The sequence below is a fragment of the Paenibacillus sp. 1781tsa1 genome (assembly GCF_024159265.1).
GTDB lineage: Bacteria > Bacillota > Bacilli > Paenibacillales > Paenibacillaceae > Paenibacillus.
This window is the reverse complement of record NZ_JAMYWY010000001.1, coordinates 4330811-4351712: the sequence shown is the minus strand read 5'-3', so window position 1 is coordinate 4351712 and position 20902 is coordinate 4330811. Positions and strand designations below refer to the sequence as shown.

At 44.2% G+C, this 20902-nt stretch carries 19 protein-coding genes; 12 read left to right on the top strand and 7 right to left on the bottom strand.

The annotated features are described in order from the left end of the window. Nucleotides 1–9 precede the first annotated feature (9 nt). Nucleotides 10–945 (top strand): sigma-70 family RNA polymerase sigma factor, encoded by a 936-nt coding sequence (locus NKT06_RS19565; protein WP_253438275.1) that lies wholly within the window; start codon nucleotides 10–12, stop codon nucleotides 943–945. Nucleotides 946–1045: 100 nt separating this feature from the next. On the opposite strand, the gene NKT06_RS19560 is transcribed toward NKT06_RS19565, so the two are convergent. Then, nucleotides 1046–1999 carry a hypothetical protein gene (locus NKT06_RS19560; protein WP_253438272.1) on the bottom strand — a complete coding sequence of 318 codons (954 nt, stop codon included), beginning with the start codon at nucleotides 1997–1999 and terminating at the stop codon, nucleotides 1046–1048. A gap of 238 nt (nucleotides 2000–2237) precedes the next feature. Next, nucleotides 2238–2879, bottom strand: coding sequence for a spore coat protein (locus tag NKT06_RS19555; RefSeq protein WP_483311628.1), 642 nt, complete (start codon nucleotides 2877–2879; stop codon nucleotides 2238–2240). A gap of 137 nt (nucleotides 2880–3016) precedes the next feature. Here NKT06_RS19555 and NKT06_RS19550 point away from each other — a divergent pair, with 137 nt between their 5' ends. Both NKT06_RS19550 and NKT06_RS19545 read left to right on the top strand, forming a co-directional pair. Beyond that, nucleotides 3017–3553, top strand: coding sequence for a hypothetical protein (locus tag NKT06_RS19550; protein ID WP_253438270.1), 537 nt, complete (start codon nucleotides 3017–3019; stop codon nucleotides 3551–3553). Nucleotides 3554–3583: 30 nt separating this feature from the next. Then, nucleotides 3584–4312, top strand: coding sequence for a DUF1361 domain-containing protein (locus tag NKT06_RS19545; protein WP_253438267.1), 729 nt, complete (start codon nucleotides 3584–3586; stop codon nucleotides 4310–4312). A 139-nt stretch (nucleotides 4313–4451) separates the two neighbouring features. Here NKT06_RS19545 and NKT06_RS19540 read toward each other — a convergent pair whose 3' ends face one another. Further along, nucleotides 4452–5465, bottom strand: coding sequence for an alpha/beta fold hydrolase (locus tag NKT06_RS19540; protein WP_253438264.1), 1014 nt, complete (start codon nucleotides 5463–5465; stop codon nucleotides 4452–4454). 109 nt (nucleotides 5466–5574) lie between these two features. On the opposite strand from NKT06_RS19540, the gene NKT06_RS19535 reads away from it, so the two are divergent. Together NKT06_RS19535 and NKT06_RS19530 are read left to right on the top strand one after the other, a co-directional pair. Continuing rightward, complete coding sequence (locus NKT06_RS19535; protein WP_253438261.1) at nucleotides 5575–6168, top strand: TetR/AcrR family transcriptional regulator; 594 nt, start codon at nucleotides 5575–5577, stop codon at nucleotides 6166–6168. Nucleotides 6169–6313: 145 nt separating this feature from the next. After that, entirely contained in the window at nucleotides 6314–7336 is a 1023-nt protein-coding gene (locus NKT06_RS19530; RefSeq protein ID WP_253438255.1) for a serine hydrolase domain-containing protein, read from the top strand. 97 nt (nucleotides 7337–7433) lie between these two features. On the opposite strand, the gene NKT06_RS19525 is transcribed toward NKT06_RS19530, so the two are convergent. Continuing rightward, entirely contained in the window at nucleotides 7434–8414 is a 981-nt protein-coding gene (locus tag NKT06_RS19525; protein WP_253438252.1) for a serine hydrolase domain-containing protein, read from the bottom strand. A gap of 251 nt (nucleotides 8415–8665) precedes the next feature. Here NKT06_RS19525 and NKT06_RS19520 point away from each other — a divergent pair, with 251 nt between their 5' ends. The 3 genes from NKT06_RS19520 to NKT06_RS19510 all read left to right on the top strand — a co-directional run bounded on the left by NKT06_RS19520 (nucleotide 8666) and on the right by NKT06_RS19510 (nucleotide 11774). Continuing rightward, nucleotides 8666–8935 carry a DUF6809 family protein gene (locus NKT06_RS19520; protein ID WP_253438249.1) on the top strand — a complete coding sequence of 90 codons (270 nt, stop codon included), beginning with the start codon at nucleotides 8666–8668 and terminating at the stop codon, nucleotides 8933–8935. 67 nt (nucleotides 8936–9002) lie between these two features. Next, nucleotides 9003–10070 (top strand): ankyrin repeat domain-containing protein, encoded by a 1068-nt coding sequence (locus NKT06_RS19515; RefSeq protein WP_253438246.1) that lies wholly within the window; start codon nucleotides 9003–9005, stop codon nucleotides 10068–10070. 351 nt (nucleotides 10071–10421) lie between these two features. Further along, on the top strand, nucleotides 10422–11774 hold the full coding sequence (locus NKT06_RS19510; protein WP_253438242.1) for a glucoamylase family protein: 1353 nt from the start codon (nucleotides 10422–10424) through the stop codon (nucleotides 11772–11774). A 231-nt stretch (nucleotides 11775–12005) separates the two neighbouring features. Here the strand turns inward: NKT06_RS19510 and NKT06_RS19505 are convergent, their stop codons facing one another. Then, on the bottom strand, nucleotides 12006–12752 hold the full coding sequence (locus tag NKT06_RS19505; protein ID WP_253438237.1) for a MerR family transcriptional regulator: 747 nt from the start codon (nucleotides 12750–12752) through the stop codon (nucleotides 12006–12008). Between the two features lie 23 nt (nucleotides 12753–12775). Continuing rightward, on the bottom strand, nucleotides 12776–13384 hold the full coding sequence (locus NKT06_RS19500; protein WP_253438233.1) for a CPBP family intramembrane glutamic endopeptidase: 609 nt from the start codon (nucleotides 13382–13384) through the stop codon (nucleotides 12776–12778). Nucleotides 13385–13758: 374 nt separating this feature from the next. On the opposite strand from NKT06_RS19500, the gene NKT06_RS19495 reads away from it, so the two are divergent. The 4 genes from NKT06_RS19495 to NKT06_RS19480 all read left to right on the top strand — a co-directional run bounded on the left by NKT06_RS19495 (nucleotide 13759) and on the right by NKT06_RS19480 (nucleotide 18427). Beyond that, nucleotides 13759–14736, top strand: coding sequence for an ABC transporter permease (locus NKT06_RS19495; RefSeq protein WP_253438230.1), 978 nt, complete (start codon nucleotides 13759–13761; stop codon nucleotides 14734–14736). Between the two features lie 16 nt (nucleotides 14737–14752). Next, complete coding sequence (locus tag NKT06_RS19490) at nucleotides 14753–15664, top strand: carbohydrate ABC transporter permease (protein WP_253438227.1); 912 nt, start codon at nucleotides 14753–14755, stop codon at nucleotides 15662–15664. Nucleotides 15665–15702: 38 nt separating this feature from the next. Continuing rightward, nucleotides 15703–17313: an extracellular solute-binding protein gene (locus tag NKT06_RS19485; protein ID WP_253438224.1), complete on the top strand. Its 1611-nt coding sequence runs from the start codon at nucleotides 15703–15705 to the stop codon at nucleotides 17311–17313. Between the two features lie 97 nt (nucleotides 17314–17410). Further along, on the top strand, nucleotides 17411–18427 hold the full coding sequence (locus NKT06_RS19480; protein WP_253438222.1) for a glycoside hydrolase family 130 protein: 1017 nt from the start codon (nucleotides 17411–17413) through the stop codon (nucleotides 18425–18427). Nucleotides 18428–18501: 74 nt separating this feature from the next. Here NKT06_RS19480 and NKT06_RS19475 read toward each other — a convergent pair whose 3' ends face one another. After that, the gene (locus NKT06_RS19475) at nucleotides 18502–20832 is read right to left on the bottom strand and encodes a helix-turn-helix domain-containing protein (RefSeq protein WP_253438220.1); all 2331 of its coding nucleotides are present in this window, start codon (nucleotides 20830–20832) and stop codon (nucleotides 18502–18504) included. Nucleotides 20833–20902: the final 70 nt, after the last annotated feature.

Below are 20902 nucleotides of genomic sequence, written 5' to 3'. Positions count from 1 at the left end.
GCCATTCTTATGAATTCCAATCTCCACGCCAATGAGCCAGATGTGTCTTCTCTGGATGTTGGTGAATTGTATATTCGTTATAAAAAATATGCATTTTCAATAGCTTACCGCATGCTGGGCAGTGTGGTAGAAGCTGAAGATATTGTGCAGGATTGCTTTGCGGGGATTCAGAGCACGTCTGCTCAGGATATTCGTAATCCCAATTCCTACATCGCCAGATTGGTTGTGAACCGAAGCTTGAATCTGCTAAATTCCGCCCGTAATCAGCGGGAAAGTTATGTTGGTGAGTGGCTGCCAGAGCCGATGGGTGACAGTGAAGAGGCGAACATGCCAGAGGAAACGATGGAGAAAAAAGAGCTGATCTCCTACGCCTATCTGGTCATGTTGGAGCGTCTATCGCCCATGGAACGGGCTGTTTTTGTCCTTCGTGAAGCGTTTCGATATGATTATTCCGAAATAGCGGATTGGCTGGGCAAAACAGAGAGTAACTGCCGTCAAATCTTTAGCCGTGCCAGACGAAATCTGCCCGAAAGACTTCCGCCGATCGAGCAAAGTGATGCGGATATGATAGCCAAAGGTGAATTGCTGAGCCGTTTTACAACGGCTTTCCTTCGTTATGACGTCTCTGCCATGCTGGAGTTACTGGCAGATCAGCCTGTATTTACAGCAGATGGCGGTGGCGTAGTGCACACGGTTATGAGAACAATGAACGTTCACAAAGGTGTGCTTGCACTCCTGACCTCACGGCGAGTTCTTACGCGATTGCGTGAAAGAGAATGGGTACCCATGTGGATCAATGGCGAACTTCAACTCGCGTTGATGAAAGAAGGGCAATTGTCCGAGGTACTCTGTTTGGAGTTGGACGCTTTCGGAGAGCGGATTGAGGGCGTGTATCTCGTCGTAAATCCGAACAAACTTACATCAATAGATACTTCAACTCTTTGATCCAAATGTAAGGACTTGATATGTAAACTTAAAAGCGGCACCCTCTGTCACGAGGACTGCCGCTTTTTTGGCATACACATTTTGCTATTCAGCATCCGGGTTAATCAAGGGCAAATTGTTGTTGAACAGTTTCGATGATTGCTCTGATCTCAGGGGTAAGCTCATCATTGTTCTGCTTGAGGATCAGCAAAATCTTTTCCATGGTATCCAAAAGAACACTCTCCGTATTGGGCTCACGCTTAGCCAGGGCTTTCTCGTAAGCCTTTTTCACTTCGGGGTCCATGGTGCGGATTTCTTCATCCGTGTACCAATCATATACAGGCGTGTTGTCACTTCCGTAAAACACATATTCTACAAATAACCACTGTTTCACTGTTGATATGCGATTGGAATTCGGGAAGTTATTCAAAAAGGCTTCTTTCTCCAATGTACGCTGAATTAATTCGTTCCAGGAGATGATGATGCCAGCATCTGCAGTTGTCATCTGATTGGACTCAGTAGCCATAATATCAATGTACGCGGCAATATCTGCTTTAACAAAAGGTTTGAACTTTTGGTAGATCTCATAATTGATGATAGGGTAATACAAGCCCTCACTGGTTTCCAGTTTGAACCCGAGATCAGATGCTTCCTGCAGAACCTTCCTCACTGACGGATCTTTAATTTCTTTCAGCAGACGACTATATGTAAGCTTCTGTTCGTAACCAAGTTGTTCATGGGCACGAGATAGGGCTTGTTGAAACTGTTCCGTATACATTTGGTTATCCATATCCGCCAGCTTCATATTCTGCATATTCTCCAATTGCAGGGTCATTAATGTTGCCTGCCAAGGACCGACTTTGTCGATATGATTCATCAGGTATTTACGTGCTTTAGCCACACTCGCTGTGGATTTCACTGCTTCCGTTCGATACGTTTGGAATTGATGATATACCGCTTTGGAAGCGGGAACAGGTGCAGCCAGTGTTGTTGAAGTCGTAAGTGTTGAGCCGATAGCAGTACAGCCGAGAGCCATAGCCAGTAAACCAAGTTTAGCAGGTTGATTCCATCTCATTTGTATACCTCCCCATTAATGAAGAAAAGTCATTTGAATTTTCTTATAACCGCATTTCACCGTATTTTATATGTATGATCCGTATGTTGAATATGTAAGTTCTGTCTTTGATTAAACCAGTTTCTGGTAAGTGAATCAAGTGTCTTCAGTAGGAAAAAGATTACATAATTAAAGAACAGCCCCTTAAACCCGAAAGGGTTAAAGAGACTGTTCTAGGTATTCGGACTTTATTTTCTAATTAATGAAGTGGTTTATTGCTATTAGGCATCTGAGGTGCTCCGGTTGCTGGGATGTATGCCTGAAGCATCTGTTGTGTATCACTTGCAGTGAGTTGAGGGACTTGGTAATAGGCGTTTTTATTCTGGAACATGAAAATTTCATAAGCCATCTCGATAAAATGCTGGATCTGTGAAGCGATGACACGGCGAACCGTTCCGTTCGTGATCTCACTGCAGGACATGCCGAGTAGACTCGCATGTGATTTAATGAGTCCAAGCATATGACCGCTAATCCCGGCATCCTTCACATCAGCCAGGCTCTGGTTTGGCTTTTTCGGTGCTGAGGGCTTAAGGCCATATACCGGCGGTACGATGTTGGGAATCATGTAGGTTGCCGTCTCTTGATGAGGCTTCTGTCCGGATGCAAAACACTCTGCTGTCAGATTGTACTGGGATAAAATGAAGTTATACTGCCGGTCTAGAATGCCAATCAGTTCCTGGCTCTGCACGAATGTACGGAAGATCATATATTGATCCAGCACATTAATGGTGGAGGACAGGATCTCATGCACATCGAACATCTCATGACCGCCATGATTCATGTTAGGCGTAACATTGGGATTTGTGTTTAAAGTAGGTTGTACTAAATTCTGTGGGTTCATCGAATTCGGATTCATTGGTAATTTGATTCTCCTTTGGTAAATGGTATGATTCTAGTATGCTTGGAGAGTAGTAAATTTATGTAATGTGTACGGAAAAAAGCGTAAGCAACAAATAGGACAGGTTTGGTGGTGATTAAGTGGAGGAGACCGATTGGAGTGTAGCCAAGGATGTCTTTGTCAGACATTACGGGAGCGCTGTACAGATGCATCGAGAAGGCGTGTATGCGGACTATAAGCGACGGGACGTACCCCAAGAGTTAGAGGAACAGTGGATAGGGGAGCGGATTCAACAATTAAGTTCAGAGCTGTCTATCATGAATTGGGATGCGGTGGATGAGCTTGCGTTGATTGCCAAACATCGGACAGAACCCAGTATTATTACGGCTATTACAGCATTTGCTTCAAGACAAATGAAGAGCGCGGACAGTATGGTTCGTCTCGTGTATGCTGAACGTCTGATTGAGCTGATTAAACGGTATGAATCCTCTCTGCCAATGGACAAGATACGGGAAACCTATCAATTGACGATGGATTTGCTGGTCGATGTGGCGACTAAACCGTTGGTGCTTGATCCAGGCCATGAATTACAGCAGTATGGATTAAAGGATAAACGTGGATTGAATTTGCGTGTTGAAAAGAACAAGGAAGAAATCATCCGATATTTTCGAAATTAATTTGAATTTTATCAAGTGAGGTCAGAATCATTGAGAAAACTGAATTATATTCGCATATTTATTTTCCTTTGTGTGGTCACAGCAGTAACGCTTGGCTTGTACTATGTAGCCGCTGATTGGCTGGATCAGCGTTATTTCCGCTTCCTGATCTGGAATCTGTTTTTGGGCTGGATTCCTTTTATGTTTTCATATGCATCCTATCTGCTATCTGATGTGAAATGGAAAGGGTCCGCATGGCTTGCAGTGGGAAGTGGGTTGCTGTGGTTGTTATTTTTCCCGAACTCTTCTTACATTGTTACGGATTTGGTTCATCTGACAGCAAGAAGTTCCCGGTATTATGGTGGGAACGGAGTGGACTACACATACTGGTACGACTTGAGTGTTGTATTAATGTTTGTCTGGACTGGACTCCTGCTTGGCTTCCTGTCGATGTATCAGCTTCAGGAAGTGATCTATCACCGAATTGGACGCTGGGCATCCTGGATCTTTGTACTGGCAGGTTGTGCTTTGGGAAGTTACGGGGTATTACTTGGACGTGTATATCGACTGAATAGCTGGGATGCACTGACGAATCGCGAGACGCTGATTGAGCTGATGCACGAAAGTGTAAGCCGCCCGTCTCTGGCGTTTTGCCTGTTTTTTGGCGCGTTTATCACTACAATCTATGCCACATTGTATTATCTGATCAATACGAGGTCTCCCCGTGAAACGAAGAAGAGTACAGGAAGTCCCGGGTCGGACCTGCAAGCGTTACGCTAACGTATGTTTTTTAAGGCCGAACTCATTCGATCTAATCTTAATGTATATTGTTTAAAGGGCTGTTCCAAGTCATACACATGGCTATTGGAACAGCCTTTAACATTATAACGAGCCCTGGATCTGCTGAAAAAAAACACCTCTACTTATCAGAGATTAACTCAAGGATTGTTTTCACAACCAGTTCGGGTTCATCGTGGATAACCATATGACCACTGCGTGTTGCCACGATGAGCTGACTATCCTTCGATATATTCAACATGTTACGCTGCCCCGATTGCCATATGGATTCGAGCTTCTGCCCCAGTTCAACTGAAATCCCTGCTTGAGCATAGTCTTGAGTACGTCCGCGTGCAATGATACGCACAGGCATTGATCCAAGATTTTGGCCACGAATGGCATCTTCTGTTAAATGGGCGAGTAAGGCTTCTTCTTCTTTGGCATGAAAAAAGGAGGGGGTAGCAATCACATTAACAAAGGTATCTCGATCTTGCTTGGCAACCAGACCATCAAGCAAAAAATCTGGAAATAATCTGAAAGCGCCGGATAACTTCAGTAAGGATAGGAAGGAGGCAGACGGGTTTCCCTGAAACTGAGCCTGTTCCAACAAAGCCTTAGTATTCTGTTCATCATCCTCAGGTCTCGCATCAATGAGGACTAGGCTCTGAACCTCACTTGTATAGGTCTGTGCAAAGAGTCTGGCATACATACCACCAAGGGAATGACCTACCATAACGTAAGGTCCCTTGATATTCTCCTTCTCCAGAGCTGCATGTAACTCTTTGACGATATTCGCACCTGTACGTTCTGTAGGAGCAGATTCACTCCAGGCATACCCTGCGCGATCATATGTGACCACCGTTGCATGTTTAGCTAGTTCCGCAGGAATGTCTCTCCACGACAAACTCGTCTCACCACTTCCAGCCTCCATAAGTATGGTCGGCGAGCCATTGCCTTGTTTATGAATGTGCAGTTGGTAACCGCCGACTTGAACTAACGTACCCGGAGGTGGAAAATCCTTTTTGGCCTGTGACGAAGCAAACCACTCATAGAGGAATGCTGCACCAATTAGTAGTAGCACTGTGCAGAGCAGCTTCACCATGATAATGAAAATTCTGAATCTTTTTCGTTTTTTGGTTGGAATAGTTGTAAGCATGATCTTAAGAATTCCTCTCCTACAGCTGCTTTTTTATTTAGTACAATGTATTAAAATATATTATAGCACAGTGTATTACTAAAATAGAAGTCTGGTGTATAATGTTGTCATGCCAAAAATCGTAGATCATGAAGCTCAGAGGAAAATCGTTGCTGATGCAGCAATCCGGGTCATTCAAGAGCATGGACTGGAGCATGCTACAGTTCGGAATATAGCAAAGGAAGCAGGACTATCTGTAGGTTCCATGCGTCATTATTTTGCCACACAGGCCGAATTGTTCACCTTTTGCATGAATCTTTTTGCAGAAAGGGTACAGAAAAGGGTGGAGGCGTTACAGATGAGCGGATCTGTCCTGCAGGATATGAAGAATCTGCTCTTGCAATTTCTCCCCTTGGACGAAGATAGAATGATGGAAATGGAGGTCTGGTTTTCGTTTACAGCTAAATTATTGGTGTACCCCGAATTAAAAAAGTTAAGTGACGAGATGCATCAGGGGATGTATCGATCTGTTCAGTGGGTAATACAGGAGTTGCAGAGCCAAGGCATGACACCTCCTGATCTGGATGTCGAGATGGAGATAGAGAAGTTATATGCTCTTGTGGATGGACTCGCCATTCATATGTTAATGCAGCCTGATAGACTTACAGTAAACCGAGTGGAACAAGTGATTGAACAACATTTGAGCATGCTGTGTTTAACTTAGTCTTATCTTGTATGAAAGAAGGGTTATTTCCTTTTATAAGGGAGTAGCCCTTCTTTTTTGTGGGAATTTGGCAGGTATGCTGGATATGACGAAGAATTAAGAATGAGAATGTAATGAATACATAGACAAGTAGGTGAACAACAAAATGTTAAATGTATTAGTGCTGACAACAAAAGTAGAAGAAGTTATGGAACGCGTTAATTTTTCGGGTGTTGTATTACTCCAACAAGGCGGGAAAACCCTTTTGAATATGAAACGTGGTTATGCGAATCGCAGTGAAGAGCTTGCGAATCAGGTGGACACACGCTTTGGAATTGCATCAGGATGTAAGATCTTCACGGCAGTGAGTATATGCCAACTAATTGAAGCCGGTAAGTTATCTGCTGATTCCAAGCTTACGGATGTGTTGGATGTGAAGTTTCCACTGTGGGACGAAGGGATCACTATCCAGCAGTTGTTAACACACACGTCAGGTATTCCAGATTATTTCGATGAAGAAGTGATGGAGGATTTTTCAGAATTGTGGAAAGACAGACCCGTCTACGCGATGCGGCGATTAAGTGACTTTCTGCCCATGTTTCAGCAGTTGCCGATGAAGTCGTCTCCGGGTGAACGTTTTCACTACAACAATGCGGGTTTCATAGTGCTGGGGCTTATCGTGGAACAGCATTCAGGACTGTCGTTTACAGATTATGTGGAAGAGCACATTTTCAAAAGGATTGGCATGAAGGACTCCGGTTATTTCGTAACAGATCAGCTTCCGCGTAACACGGCTTTAGGGTATATCGATCATGAAGATGGCTCCTGGAACACCAATATATTCTCCATCCCAGTCAAAGGTGGATCAGATGGCGGGGCCTATGTTACGGCACCAGACATGATTCGATTCTGGGAGGCTTTGCTGGGTCACCAATTGTTGAATGCAGAGACAACACGTCAGTTATTAACTCCACAAGTCCATCAAGAGGATGAAGAGTACTATGGGCAGGGTATCTGGATTGACCGCAAGGGGGAAGGGATTTTCAAATTTCATGTCATGGGGTTTGATCCAGGGGTGTCGTTCATGTCTTCCGTGTATCCAGACTATGATCTGCAACTGGTTGCGCTCTCGAATCAAGAGTCTGGTCCGTATCCAATCACGGTTGCCATCGAAGAAGCATTAGCATAACGAATAAACCCTCAGCTTATGGATTAGTTATCCTACAACAGGTTGAGGGTTCATTGGTCTAACCATTGGTCGAACAACATAAAAGAGCGGCCTGCATTTATAACATTTTCCACAGCTCAGGAGCTATTAATCGAGGGAAAACATCCAGTGGAGGTTTCTCTTTCTTTCGTTTGTCATTGGTTAACACCGTAACAAGTTCCAACTCAGGGACAATATATACATACTGACCACCAAATCCTCGCGCGTAATAATAATGGAGGTTGGGTCTGTCGTTTTCAGCAGCAATATCTTCGGCAACAGACCTTTCATTCGGATAGATATCGACCCACCAATGCCAAGCATAACTGCCGTAATTAGGTGGGCTGACTGTAATGAATGGCTGCGTTGAACGGGTGACGAGATGACTGGAAATGAGAGACTCCCCTTCCCACATTCCTTGCTGTAAGAACAGCTGACCGAATTTTAGCAGATCTACGGGTAACATCTTAAGTCCGAATCCGCCGGTGTGTACACCTTGAGGGTCGCTTTCCCATTCATAATCCTTAATTCCTAGCGGGTCAAAGAGATAACGTTCTGCGAACGCGGCTACGTTCATACCTGCATTTTGCATCAGAATGGCGGATAGGATCTGTGATACTCCTGAGTTGTACTCCATATGTGTACCTGGTACATGACTTAACCGTTGTTCCAACGCAAAATCCACCCAATGATCGGTGCGGGTCATGCGAGGAAATGAATTCTGCCCGCCAAACTCATCCCAGTTGAATCCAGCTGTCATGGTGAGCAGTTGTTCCAGTGTGATTGCTGGTTTACGCGGGTCAGGATCGGATATCAACTGTGGGAAAAAGGTAGAGATTGGGGCTGATGCCTCTGGCAACAAGCCTTTATCCATCGCTATACAGATGAGTGCGGACAGCACACTCTTGGTACATGAATTGATTTTTGCAATATCTGTCGCAGCCTCTTGGTTGCGGTAGTGTTCGTACATAAGCTCACCGCGTACGCTAATGAGGCAGCTTCGCAGATCCAGCGGTGGAATGATATGTTGTAACTTGGATGACAGTGATGAAGGATTCATAGTGTCCTTTCTGTACGGTTGATTTGTTATAAGATTTTGTAGAAATAGTTGTCCATTATCTTAGCATACTCCCGATGTAGGGCTCAACAAGCACTACATTATTATGTCAAAGCAAGCATGTAAATGCGATTTTCGATGTAAGCGATAAGAAAGCCATGCGAATATTGCATAAATCTCCAGCATTGTCTGTCAATCTTATATAATTGTCATGAAAAGAGTACTAGACATGTATAAGAGAAAGGGGCTGTGATGTGGGAAATATAATAGAAGAATTGTATTACGGTAACCTGAGACCAGAGGAGAATATTGTACCTAAAGATTCGGAGTATCGATCTATTAATAAGGAGATTACAGCTACTATCGAAAAATTTCAGAAAAAGCTCTCGGAGGATGACTTTAAACAACTGGAGGAATTGTTTGATATGATGGATCAAGTTCACTCTATACATTCAAAAGAGGTTTTTGCGAGTGGTTTCAAGATTGGGACGTTGATTATGATTGAGTGTGGATGCTCAAGCTAATATTTTGATTTCTACAACATGTGATTATATAGAAGAGGTTAGTAAAAAGTGATAGGGGGAATCTTACTTGTTCCAGATCGGAAATCAAGGATCGTTCGAAACGCTTCCTGATCATGCCAGGGCAATATATGAGGGAGATACCGGTGCTGTAGAGCAATTCGTTAAGCAGGGCATGGATCTTGAGGAAGAGATTACGCTCAGTAAATACATAGCATTAACGCCGCTCGACCTTGCCTTAATCTGCAATCAACTGGAAGTAATTAAATTGTTGGTAGAGCATGGAGTTAATCTGAATGTCAAAAATAATCCGGCAATCCTGAAGGCGGTTAGATATTGTGGAGAAGAAATGGTGCGATACCTGTACCAGCAAGGAGCCAAGTTAAATGGCCTTAATCGGGTCAAATCCAGTGCATATGATGAAGCCTACTATGGTAACAAAAAGAATATAACCGTGCTGAATGAACTGGGGTTGGATATTCGTAAATATGGAGGCAAAACGTTACGCAAAGCGGTAGCTGATCACGATATGAAAACAGTCCAGTACTTGCTGGATCAAGGAGTGGACGTCAATTACAATGAACCGGACATGGTATATCCGTACAAGGCCACCCCTCTCACGGTAGCTGCACGACTTAATAACATGAAGATGGTTCGATATCTGGTGGACCAGGGAGCAGATGTGACCATTCAGGAGAAGGATGGAGAGCGGGCGTACACGATTGCAGTCAGTCAGAAAAATGAAGAAATGGCTGAATATCTAAAGGGGCATGAACCTCAAGATTTTCATGATATGAGCAACAAATTGCATGCTTTAAAGTCTTATAAACTCCCACAGCAACTTATTGATTTTCTAACTAGCAGTAAGAGAAGAATGGACTTGCCAGATAATGAATTAGGTATCCGGTATATAGAATTCTTTCATTTAATCGATACCGTGGAGATGAAAATGGGCAGACAGAAGCTGCTACGTATTTCCTCGAACATCGATCAATACTCACATATCCTGATTGTCTGGAATCCGAGTGAAAAAATGATTGGATATGCAGACATTGAACATCAAGAACACGGAACGATAGGTACATTTGAAGAATTCATGGCGGATCCTGTTGCACTTTTAGAAGGTACCCTGAATTAGATGGATTGTATACGGAAATTCTATTAACCTCTTTCCTAATTAACATGCGGAAGAGGTTTTTACTAATATGAACATTCTAATATAGGAGAAATATCATATGAAAAACCGTGGCGACAAATACCATGTATGCAGCTTTGATATTATCTCACCCATCCCCATCCTGAACCAGAGCAACTCAGTTCCAATGAAAATGCAAATGGCATATTTAATGAAACGTTTCGAATTAAAATTTATAAATCATCTTTATGATAATCAGTATTTGTAAGCGTTTTATTTTCTTGTTTACGGAAATGGGAAATTTATGATAACATATACACGAAACGTTTCGAATCCATTTGAAGGGAGAACATCATGAAAAAAGCAAAAATATTCAGCTTCATTTTAACTTTTTGTCTGCTCACTAATTTAGCTTTAACTCCTATGGCCTCAGCAGGTGACTCAAACAATTTAATTGGATTTCGAGCAGAGTTGAAAGCGATTGCATATAAGACCTATTTGTATTTTGAGGACTATACGGATCAGAACACTGGCTTGACTTACGATGAAGTTCGGCTCACTGAAAACGGGACAGAAGAAGCTAAACGTACCTCGCCCACGAACATTGCCATGTATATGATGAGCACCGTTTCAGCGCAACAATTAGGCATTATTTCAAAGAAAGAAGCTGTACATCGTCTGCAAACGACTATCAATTCCCTCGAAAAGTTAGAAAAGTGGAACGGCCTATTTTATAACTGGTATAACACAGATGACGGTTCAGTGAAGAAAGATTGGGGACAATTTATTTCTCAAGTCGATAATGGCTGGTTATCCGCTGGTTTAATTGTTGTTGGGCAAGCCTATGAAGAACTTCATGGGAAAACAAGCAAGTTGGTTACAAATATGAATTATACTCCGTTATATGATCCTGAAGTCGGCCAATTCCGCGGAGGCTATGATGTGGCTAAAGGCGCACTGACGGATCACCATTATGGAATGTTTTACACGGAACCACGTGTAGGCAGCTATATTGCCATTGGGAAAGGTGACGTTCCCCAAGAGCATTGGTGGAAGATGTATCGCACATTACCTCAAGAATGGGATTGGCAAGCTCAGATTCCTCAAGGCAAATCCGTTAAGTACGATGGAGTGGATGTGTTTGAAGGAAGTTATGTATACAAGGATAAAAAGTTCGTGCCAAGCTGGGGAGGCAGTATGTTTGAAGCTCTTATGCCCGGTATGGTCATAAAGGAACAAGAACTGGGTACTCAAGCTTTGGGCTTGAACAATCAGCGTCATGTTGAATTGCAAATCGAATATGCCAAAGAAAAAGGGTATGCCGCATGGGGCTTTTCACCTTCTGCAACTCCGACAGGTTACAGTGAGTTTGCAGCAACGCCGTTAGGGACCTCAGGTTATAAAGATGGAGCAACGGTTACAGCACACGCAACATTCCTCGCCCTGGATTATGCCCCTGAAGCTGTTCGAAAGAACATTAAAGCTTTAAAGAAATTCAAAATGGTCGGTAAATATGGTCTCTATGACTCAGTCAATGTTGAAACAGGAGAAATTACGAAAGCTTATCTGGCACTGGATCAAGGAATGATTATGGTGTCGATCGCCAACTATCTTGAAGATGGCATTATACGCGATTATTTTCATAGTGATGTGATAGGGCAGACGCCAGAAGAATTGTTGAAAAAAGAAGTGTTTTCTATTCAATGAAGGGGAGGAAAACTTGCCATACCGATTGTTTAAACGGAACGAAGCAGAGTGTATTCTGCTTCGTTCCATTTGCGTTTGTCGAACCGTCTCTTAGGTTCAAACCTCCTATCCGTAGCGAGAACCGCCAAGAGCCTTCCGGTAAACTTGAGATGTTTAGGCTTGGTGAAAGGCGTAGTTTTTCTCATGAATGATGCAATGACTTCCAGAGTTGTATTGGTAGTTATCAAGATCCTATAGAGAAGATTTCTTCTTCGTATTTAATACCTCAAATGCTTCTGTCAAAAAATCCATGGTATGCTTAGGGATCAACGACTCATAGGGTTTTACGTTTCTATAGAGTTCTTCGTTCTTTTCTTCGTCATGGAGAATCAGTTGATTTAATTGGGTATTTGCAATAATGTCTTTCAACTGTTGCTGTATGGAAGGATGATCTGGTTTAAGATCGTGTATGGTAGCTCGATGGACAAGCAATAGCAAATTGTATAATTGTTCATCCAAGTAAGTTTGCTTAGAGCTATCCTCTGGGAACACCTTTTCAATAATATCCGTAGAAACATACTTTTGAAGCAGCTTCTTTTGGTCCTCCTCAACACGCATCGAGTTCATAAGTAACATGAGCAATTCTGAGTTTAATTCATTAAATTGATCTTTTTCCGTTAACAGTTTTATTCGTTTAATTAATGCTAAAGAACAATCAATAGCTTTTCTCCGATGTTTAAGCGATTGTTCTTGAACTCTAATTAGCTCATCAAAAGAATATTGTGGATCTTCAAAACTGGCTTTAATCTCGTTTAATGAAAGTCCTAGACTTTGTAATAATTGGATTTCATGCAGCCTTTTAAAATCCTCATTTATATATACATAATGATCATTTTCGTTCTTTTGTGAGGGAACCAATATGCCAAGTTGTCGGTAATGTCTTAACGTACGAACTGTTGTGTCCGCCAGCTTTGCAAATTTACTCACTGTTAATCGCATCTAACGTCCCTCTTTTCAAATAATCAGTTCTTGTATTTTCGTGCCAGAATAATTCCAATAGAAATATTATAAATGACATGGGCAAGGATTGGGGGAATTAACGACCCCGTAAAATAAAAGAGTAGAGCAAAAATCAAACCATTTACAAACACAACGATAAGGATACCCGTAGCTCCTTTATATTGAGGAACATGTATTATCCAGAATAGAAAAGTGCTTATTAGAATGACGAGCCAATCCACGAACAAAGAATAGCCAATAAATAATCCGATCAGGACACCTCTAAAAAAGAATTCTTCAAATATACCACCTATCGCCGTTAAAGCTATACCGCTTGGTTGGATCATTATTTTTTTAATCACATCTGACCCCTCGGTCTTAGGGAGTTCTGTTCTTGTTCTGACAAATGTAATTAGAACAATCGTAGTAATAAAAAAACTAAAAATAAGACCAATGATGATTGCGGATAACATACTAATTTTGTCTGGCATGAATAAGGAAGCTATAAATGGCAACATTTCTCCCCACTTAAATAAACCAATAAAAATAAATCCAATTAATAGAAAAGCTGATTGCGTTAGTAATGCGATCAACAGTATTTTGTAATGTTCCTTTGCATGGGTTTCAGACATAATGAAAACTCCTTTATCACATTTTTTTCATTGTAGATTGTGACGTAACGTCCTCCGCAACAGCTTTTTTTTATCAAAGTATTGATCAGTTACTCATAACAAACGTTTGAATTCTTGCTCGGTGATCACAATATGTTTCTTTTGCAACGTGGAGGAGGTTCGTAATTCACATATTTACAGCCTTGCTCCATCTGCAACCATCCACAACAGGGCTGAACGAAAAGTACCGCAGTAGCGCGGTTTTGCACACCTTATCGTGACAATGCAGAACCTACATATTTACCGTGTCAGCTTCGTTTCACTATACTTCGGATTGTAAGCGTTACCAAAAAGGGAGTCAGCAAGAATGCAAAGTAGCAACGTAACCGTAGGTAATGAAAGACATAGAAAGGAGTGAGAGAGTGAAGGAGAGTCACACAGTAGTATCCGTAAATCCTTCATTGAAGAAGAACTCCCTTGGCAAGAGAATTTGGAAAAACTGGGAGCTTTATCTGTTCATGCTTCCCGCGTTGTTGTATTTCCTTATTTTCCATTATGGTCCGATGTACGGCATTCAGATTGCTTTTAAGAATTTCGTACCTTCAAAAGGAATTACAGGCAGCGAATGGGTTGATTTTGACCATTTTGAACGGTTCTTCAATTCTTATTTTTTCTGGGATCTGCTCTGGAACACATTCAGTATCAGCTTCTATGAACTTGCCATTGGATTTCCGCTGCCTATCATATTGGCACTGGCTTTCAATGAAGTCCGCAACGGCCCGTTCAAGAAATCGGTCCAGACGGTCACCTATGCACCCCATTTCATTTCTGTAGTTGTCATGGCAGGTATGATCATTACCTTTTTATCACCCTCAAGCGGAATGATTGTCCGGTTCATCGAATTCATTGGTCTTGAACCAGCACAGTTTCTGACTGATCCCGCATGGTTTAAGACGGTGTATGTATTCTCCGGCGTCTGGCAGAGCACCGGGTGGGGAACCATTATTTATCTCGCAGCCCTGTCAGGCGTAGATCCCCAGCTCCATGAAGCAGCCATTATGGATGGAGCAAGCCGAATGAAACGGGTGCTGCATATCAATCTGCCGACGATATTACCCACGATTACGATCATGCTGATCTTGAATATGGGTAATATACTGGGTCTTGGTTTCGAGAAGATTCTGCTGCTGCAGAATTCACTCAATATGGAAGCATCCGATGTAATTTCCACCTATGTATACCGCGCCGGTTTGGTGAACGCCCAGTATAGCTTCTCAACAGCTGTCGGATTGTTCAACTCGGTAGTCAACGTTATTTTGCTTGTTACAGTCAACCAGATCGCCAAACGCACCAGTGAGAACAGCCTCTGGTAGAAAGGAGTTGAAGTCTTTGGTTACTGCGATGAAAGAATCCAGGGGGGACAAGCTTTTTTTGATCAGCACTTATATTTATCTGGGTCTGGCAATGCTGGTTGTTCTCTATCCGCTCATCTATATTCTTAGCGCTTCAATCAGTTCGCCGCAGGATGTCAATTCGGGAGCGATGTGGTTGTTTCCGAAGAATGTAACACTGGACGGCTACAAACTTGTGTTTGAGAACCCGAAGATATGGAGTGGTTACTGGAACACCATTATTTACACAGTTGTGGGCACTCTGCTCAATCTCGCCGTCACTCTGCCGGCCTCGTATGCGCTCAGCAGATCTGATTTTGTCGGGCGCCAGTTGTTCATGGGCCTCATTCTGTTCACGATGTTCTTCAGTGGCGGAATAGTGCCGACGTATCTGCTGGTTAAGAACCTTGGACTCATGAACAGCATGTGGGCATTAATTCTGCCGGTGGCCGCTTCGGTCTGGAATATCGTCGTGGCCCGCACCTTTTTTCAGACGACCATTCCGAAAGAACTTCAGGAAGCAGCGCACATTGACGGCTGTACGAATCTAAAGCTGTTCATTCGCATTGTTCTGCCGCTGTCGGCACCGATTGTAGCGGTTATGGCCCTGTTCTATGGGGTTAGCCACTGGAACAGCTACTTCCCGTCTCTGATCTATTTAAATGATGAAGCGAAGTATCCGCTGCAGATGGTTCTGCGTCAGATCCTTGTTCTTCAGGAAATGACGGCGGAAACGACGGGCTCATCCATTAACGGCGAGGTGGCCACCGCCATGAATAATAAGGCAGAAACGGCATCCCTGATTAAATATGGAGTCATTGTTGTCTCCACACTGCCCATTGTGGCAATTTATCCGTTCCTGCAGCGCTACTTTGTCCAAGGGGTCATGATAGGCTCTGTTAAAGGCTAAACAGCTAAAATGTGATGAAATCAGGGGAGGAATTATAAATGCCAACCACACGCAAGCCATGGAAGATGCTGCTGTCTTCGGCTTTAGTTATTACATTACTGGCAGGCTGCAGCAGTTCAAACGAAGGTGAAGCGAACAACAATCTCGGAAAAGTCGCTGTGAACAATGAAGGTTTCCCGATTGTGAATGAACCCGTTACTTTGTCGCTTATGGCGCCAGATGTAGGGATTCAGAACTGGGAGAACATGGCGGTGCTTCAGCAGATGCAAGAGAAGACCGGTATTAAGCTGGAATACAAGAACGCACCGAAGGATAGCTTCGAAACGAAGAAAAATCTGGTGCTCGCCAGTGGAGATTACCCAGATATCCTCTATGCTGCCGGTTTGACAACTGCAGAGCAGATGAATTACGGAGAGCAGGGTATCCTCATTCCACTGGAGGATCTGATTGAAGAGTATGCTCCGAATTTCAAGGCGCTGTTGGAGGAGAATCCGGATGTCCGCAAATCGATAACTGCACCGGACGGGCATATCTATTCCTTGCCAGTAGTTGAACTTAGCCAGCACTGGTACCGCAATCCAATGTGGTATAACGGAGACTTCCTAAAGGCGCTGAATATCGATAAACTCCCCGAAACAACAGAGGAGCTGTATACCTATCTGAAACGTGTGAAAGAGGAAGATCCCAACGGTAATGGCATAGCTGATGAAATTCCGATCTCCTCGGTGACAACACCCGCTGCGAACCTCCGCGATATCCGTACATGGCTGCTGGGTGCCTTCGGCATTTATGAAGAAGAAATTTACGTGGACGATGCGGACAAGGTGCATTACACACCACTTGAAGAAGGCTACAAGGAGTATTTAACTTATATGAACCGCCTGTGGTCTGAAGACCTGCTGGATCATGAGAGCTTCTCACAAACAGCGGAGCAAAAAAAGGCCAAAGCACAGAACAATCAAATCGCCCTCTTTTCGGACTGGCATGCCTACATGAGCAAAGGTGGAGAACCTTCGACGGCGGATCCGATGTTTGCACCTGTTCACAGTGAATCAGTTGCTGCTCCAGCGATTGCAAAGAACAGGGGGATTACAAGCGGCGCCTTTGCTATTACGCAGAGTAATCCTGCGCCGGAAGCCTCTATGCGCTGGGTGGACTATCTCTATTCCTATGAAGGTGCCATGTTCTTCAATAAAGGTCCAGAGGGCACTCTCTGGGAGTACACTGACAAAGATAACCGGGTCAAACGTTACTTGCCGGTACCCGATGGTAAGGAAATGGAAGATTATCGGGCAACGCTGACACCTAACTACGGCATTCCCGCTCCTACCCTGTCCATGGATGATATTAATAAGGGGTTGAAGACAGACTTTGACCTCTGGGTAGAGCAGGAGACCAAGCAGAAGCTTCTTGATAAAGGCGCACGGATTCCGTTTCCGACTCTGTTCCTTACCGTGGAAGAGCAGACCGAAATCAGCAGCCTGAATTCAGATTTGAAGACATATGTGAATCAGATGGAGGCGAAATTCATCACTGGAGCCGAGCCACTTACGGGTTGGGACAATTATGTGGCGACGGTCAAGAAAATGGGCGGAGAGCGTATGGTTGAAATCAACCAGGCTGCCTATGATCGTTGGAAATCCAACTAATCAGGTCCATGCGAAGAAAGTTGCTGTAAAAATAAAAGATGAGATATAAGGTTACAACGCGTCCCTGAACATTCATGCAGATGCAGGAGGAATAGACATGCAAATCACGAGACATCCGAATAATCCCATTGTTGTCCCGGGCGACTATGAATGGCGTAAGGTTACGGTTTTCAACCCTGCTGTCATCATCGATAACGGTAAATTTTATATGATTGAGCGCACTGCTGGTTCCCTAACTCCATGCAAAAATTATTTGGGTCTGCTAGAGAGTGAAGACGGGATAAACTTTACCCACGTGAAGGATGAGCCCATTGTGACGCCAGACATGCTGGGATTCCCTTATGGTAGTGTGCAGGACCCGCGGATTGTCAAAATTGACGGAACCTTCTATCTGAACTACGCCCTTCGTCCCTGTGCCATGAGTTATTACCCTACCGGGGCAGGCATCCCCCTTCGCTCTATTCCGGAATATCCGGACGGGTGGGGGGACGAGGCGGGACATTGGCTAACCCGGTCCTCCATTTTGAAATCAGATAATCTACTGGATTGGGAGTTTGTGGCGGACACGACACCTCTTGATATTAATGACCGGGACAACATTCTGTTCCCTGAGAAAATAGGCGGCAAATTCGTACTGTTGCGCCGCCCTGAGGAATATGTGGGGGAAGCCTACGGTACGGATAAGGCGGCCATGTGGATTACCTATTCCGAGGATCTCGTTACCTGGGAAGAGCCCAAGCTGCTCGCTACCGCGCAGAATCTGTCCTGGGAATCGCGGAAGATTGGGGGCTCTACGCCCCCGATCCGTACGGACAAGGGCTGGCTGGTGCTCTATCATGGCGTCGATGAGGGCATTGTCTACCGTGTGGGGGCCATGCTGCTGGATTTGGAGCAGCCCGAGAAAATCATTGCCCGGACACATCATTTTATTATGGAGCCAGAGACGTATTATGAGAAATTTGGGTTCCAGATTCCCAATGTCATCTTCCCAACCGGAAATGTGGTCAAAGATGGACTGCTCTATATTTATTATGGGGTGACAGATACGGCGATTGCCCTTGCAACTGTTCCGCTGGACGAGCTGGTAGAACACATCCTCCAGGAAGGGCAGTAGCTAAATAAACCATCAATGACGCGGTATCTTCAAATATAAGAATGTAGTACAGATGGTGCGGAAGCTCCGCCAACTTAAACAGGTCTTTTAATAGTAGCTCCTCTCAAGGCATGTTCCTTGCGATACTGCCCTGGCGTCAGACCGATTTCTTTTTTGAACTTGCGGATGAAATTTGGCGCATCCATGTAACCGACCTGTTCAATAATTTCTTTGAGCGGTGCGCTAGTGTTCTCTAGCAGCCGCATGACTTCATCTACACGCCGCTGCCAGATATATTGTGAGAAATTGCGGCCGGTCTTCTCTTTGAAGCTCCGGCTTAAATAAGATGTTGAAATGGCAAACTTAAGCGCCACATGCTCTAGACTGAGTGTGTAGTCTGCAAACTGTTGATCCACGTAAGTCAGAACGTCATCCATTAATGTAGACTCACTTGTCTTTGTATTCAGCTCCACCTGCGCGCAAATGTCAGCGGCCAGACTGAGCAAACGACTTTCCAGCTCTTCAAGTGTTTCGAAGGAAGTTAATTCCGGCATATTAGCGAACACTTCGTTCATACCAAGCTCGGAGGCGGTGCGTAGAAAAGTGTTCAGCAGATCAAAACAGATGCAGCGCAGTAGATGAACTTGCAACGGCTCGTCTTTGATCGTATGAATGGTATCAGCAATCATTTGGACAGCTACTGATTCGTTGCCCTGCTTTAGACTCTGCTCCATTTTCAGCATGGATTTGCGTGGAATCCAGAAGCTCTCGGCAGCAGAAGGGTTCAGCTCTGCAAGCTGCTCGAAATAAGTGACCTGACCGCTGCGCCGGATGATCCGGTGCTCCAGAGCTGCAGCGGCTTCAATGAAGGATTGGTTAAGACGGGCCAAGTCTCTGTAGGCCATGCCGACACCGATACTTAGAGATAGCTGAGAGTGCTCGCGGATTAACGTTTGAATGGCTTCAATGACCTGCTCCAATTGGCTTTGAATCGGCTTGTCCGCATCACCGGGAAGTGAAATAATCAGGGCAAACTGGTCCTTGACCGAGAATTCTACACCGAAGATCTGAGCACCGGTACCGGGAAGACATACATTGCTGAGTATTTCCTGCAACAGATGGCGTTCCTGCCAGGACTTGCCGCCGGGCACAGTATCATCCCAGGACAGAATAGCCGAGAAATAGAGCCCTTGTCCTTGAGGATGCCTGAATCCTGCGCTAAGGATCATTTGTTCGATCTCCGGATCATCCGGCTTGCCGTGTTTGAGTAACAGCAGCATGCACTGATTGCGGACGAAGGGTTCCTGAAAATCAATTTTCGCACTGTAATTGTGTAGGGTCTGTCGTATCCATTCCCATTCATTGCGGAGCTTGGGAGCATCATCGCCGCTGCCTTTCATCTTGTCCATCAAATCCCTAATCGGATGGTACTGCCGTTTGGCTAACAGTAGCGCAGCAGCTATGCCGGTAATGACGGTAATACAGAAGACGATTAGGACGAGGGTCTGGACATGGGCGACACGGCTGAAAAATTGGAAGCTTGGCATCGTGGTCACATAGGTCCAGCCATTTTCTTCAGATTGAACAGAAACAACGGAGTATTGTTCTCCATCCATCTTCAAATTATGAATACCGGGCTCAAGTGTAGCCAAATTCTCAATTTCGTCCTGGGGAAGGCTTACGCCATGGCTATTCGCGGTCAACACCTCTCCGGAGGGACTGAAAATATAACTGCTTCCTGAAAAATCACTCAAAATCGAATCCATGACCCCGGTAAGGTTGGATTCTTTCATTAAATAAACAACGGTCCCATATGGAAACGGGTCATTCGGTTTAACGGGCACAAGCATGACGAGCATCGACTCCACTCGGGAATTAACCTTCACGTTCTCAGCGGGACGGACCAGGGGCTGCCTAGTTTCATTCAAGTCCCGCCGCAACTCTTCCGGATTCCAATGCTCGAACTGATAGAGGCTATCAAAGGTGACATCAAGATTAGCCAGACCGCGGTACGAATAGATGTTGGCATCGTTATGGAAATAGAGAAGCAGATCCTCCGCAATGCTGCTGCTAGCTTTGTAATTGGCCAGCGCCTGAATCGCCTCCAAACTGTAATAGGGATGCTGTACCATATAAGGGGTCAGGTGTTTGTCATAGGCGATTCTCCCCGCTATTTCCTGAAGCTCATTCATACGGTTATCTATAGTGCTCTTCACCTGGTTAAGCTGATTGACATTTGATTGTTCAATCTCTACACGCAATCCTTTGACAGCGTTTTCATATACAAAAATAGTTACACCTGTCAGAGGGATAAGAAATATGAGAATGTAAGAAAAGGCATATTTCAGCAGAAGCCTTGATTTGAAATGATTCCAGCTGAGCCTGAATCTGTCGAGCAAGGATGGCTTGAGTGCCGAATTTGCCATGAAGCAGTCCCTCCAGTGTTAATATATTCGGATTAAAATCACTGTTCTCTTCTGGATTACACTTGTGCTA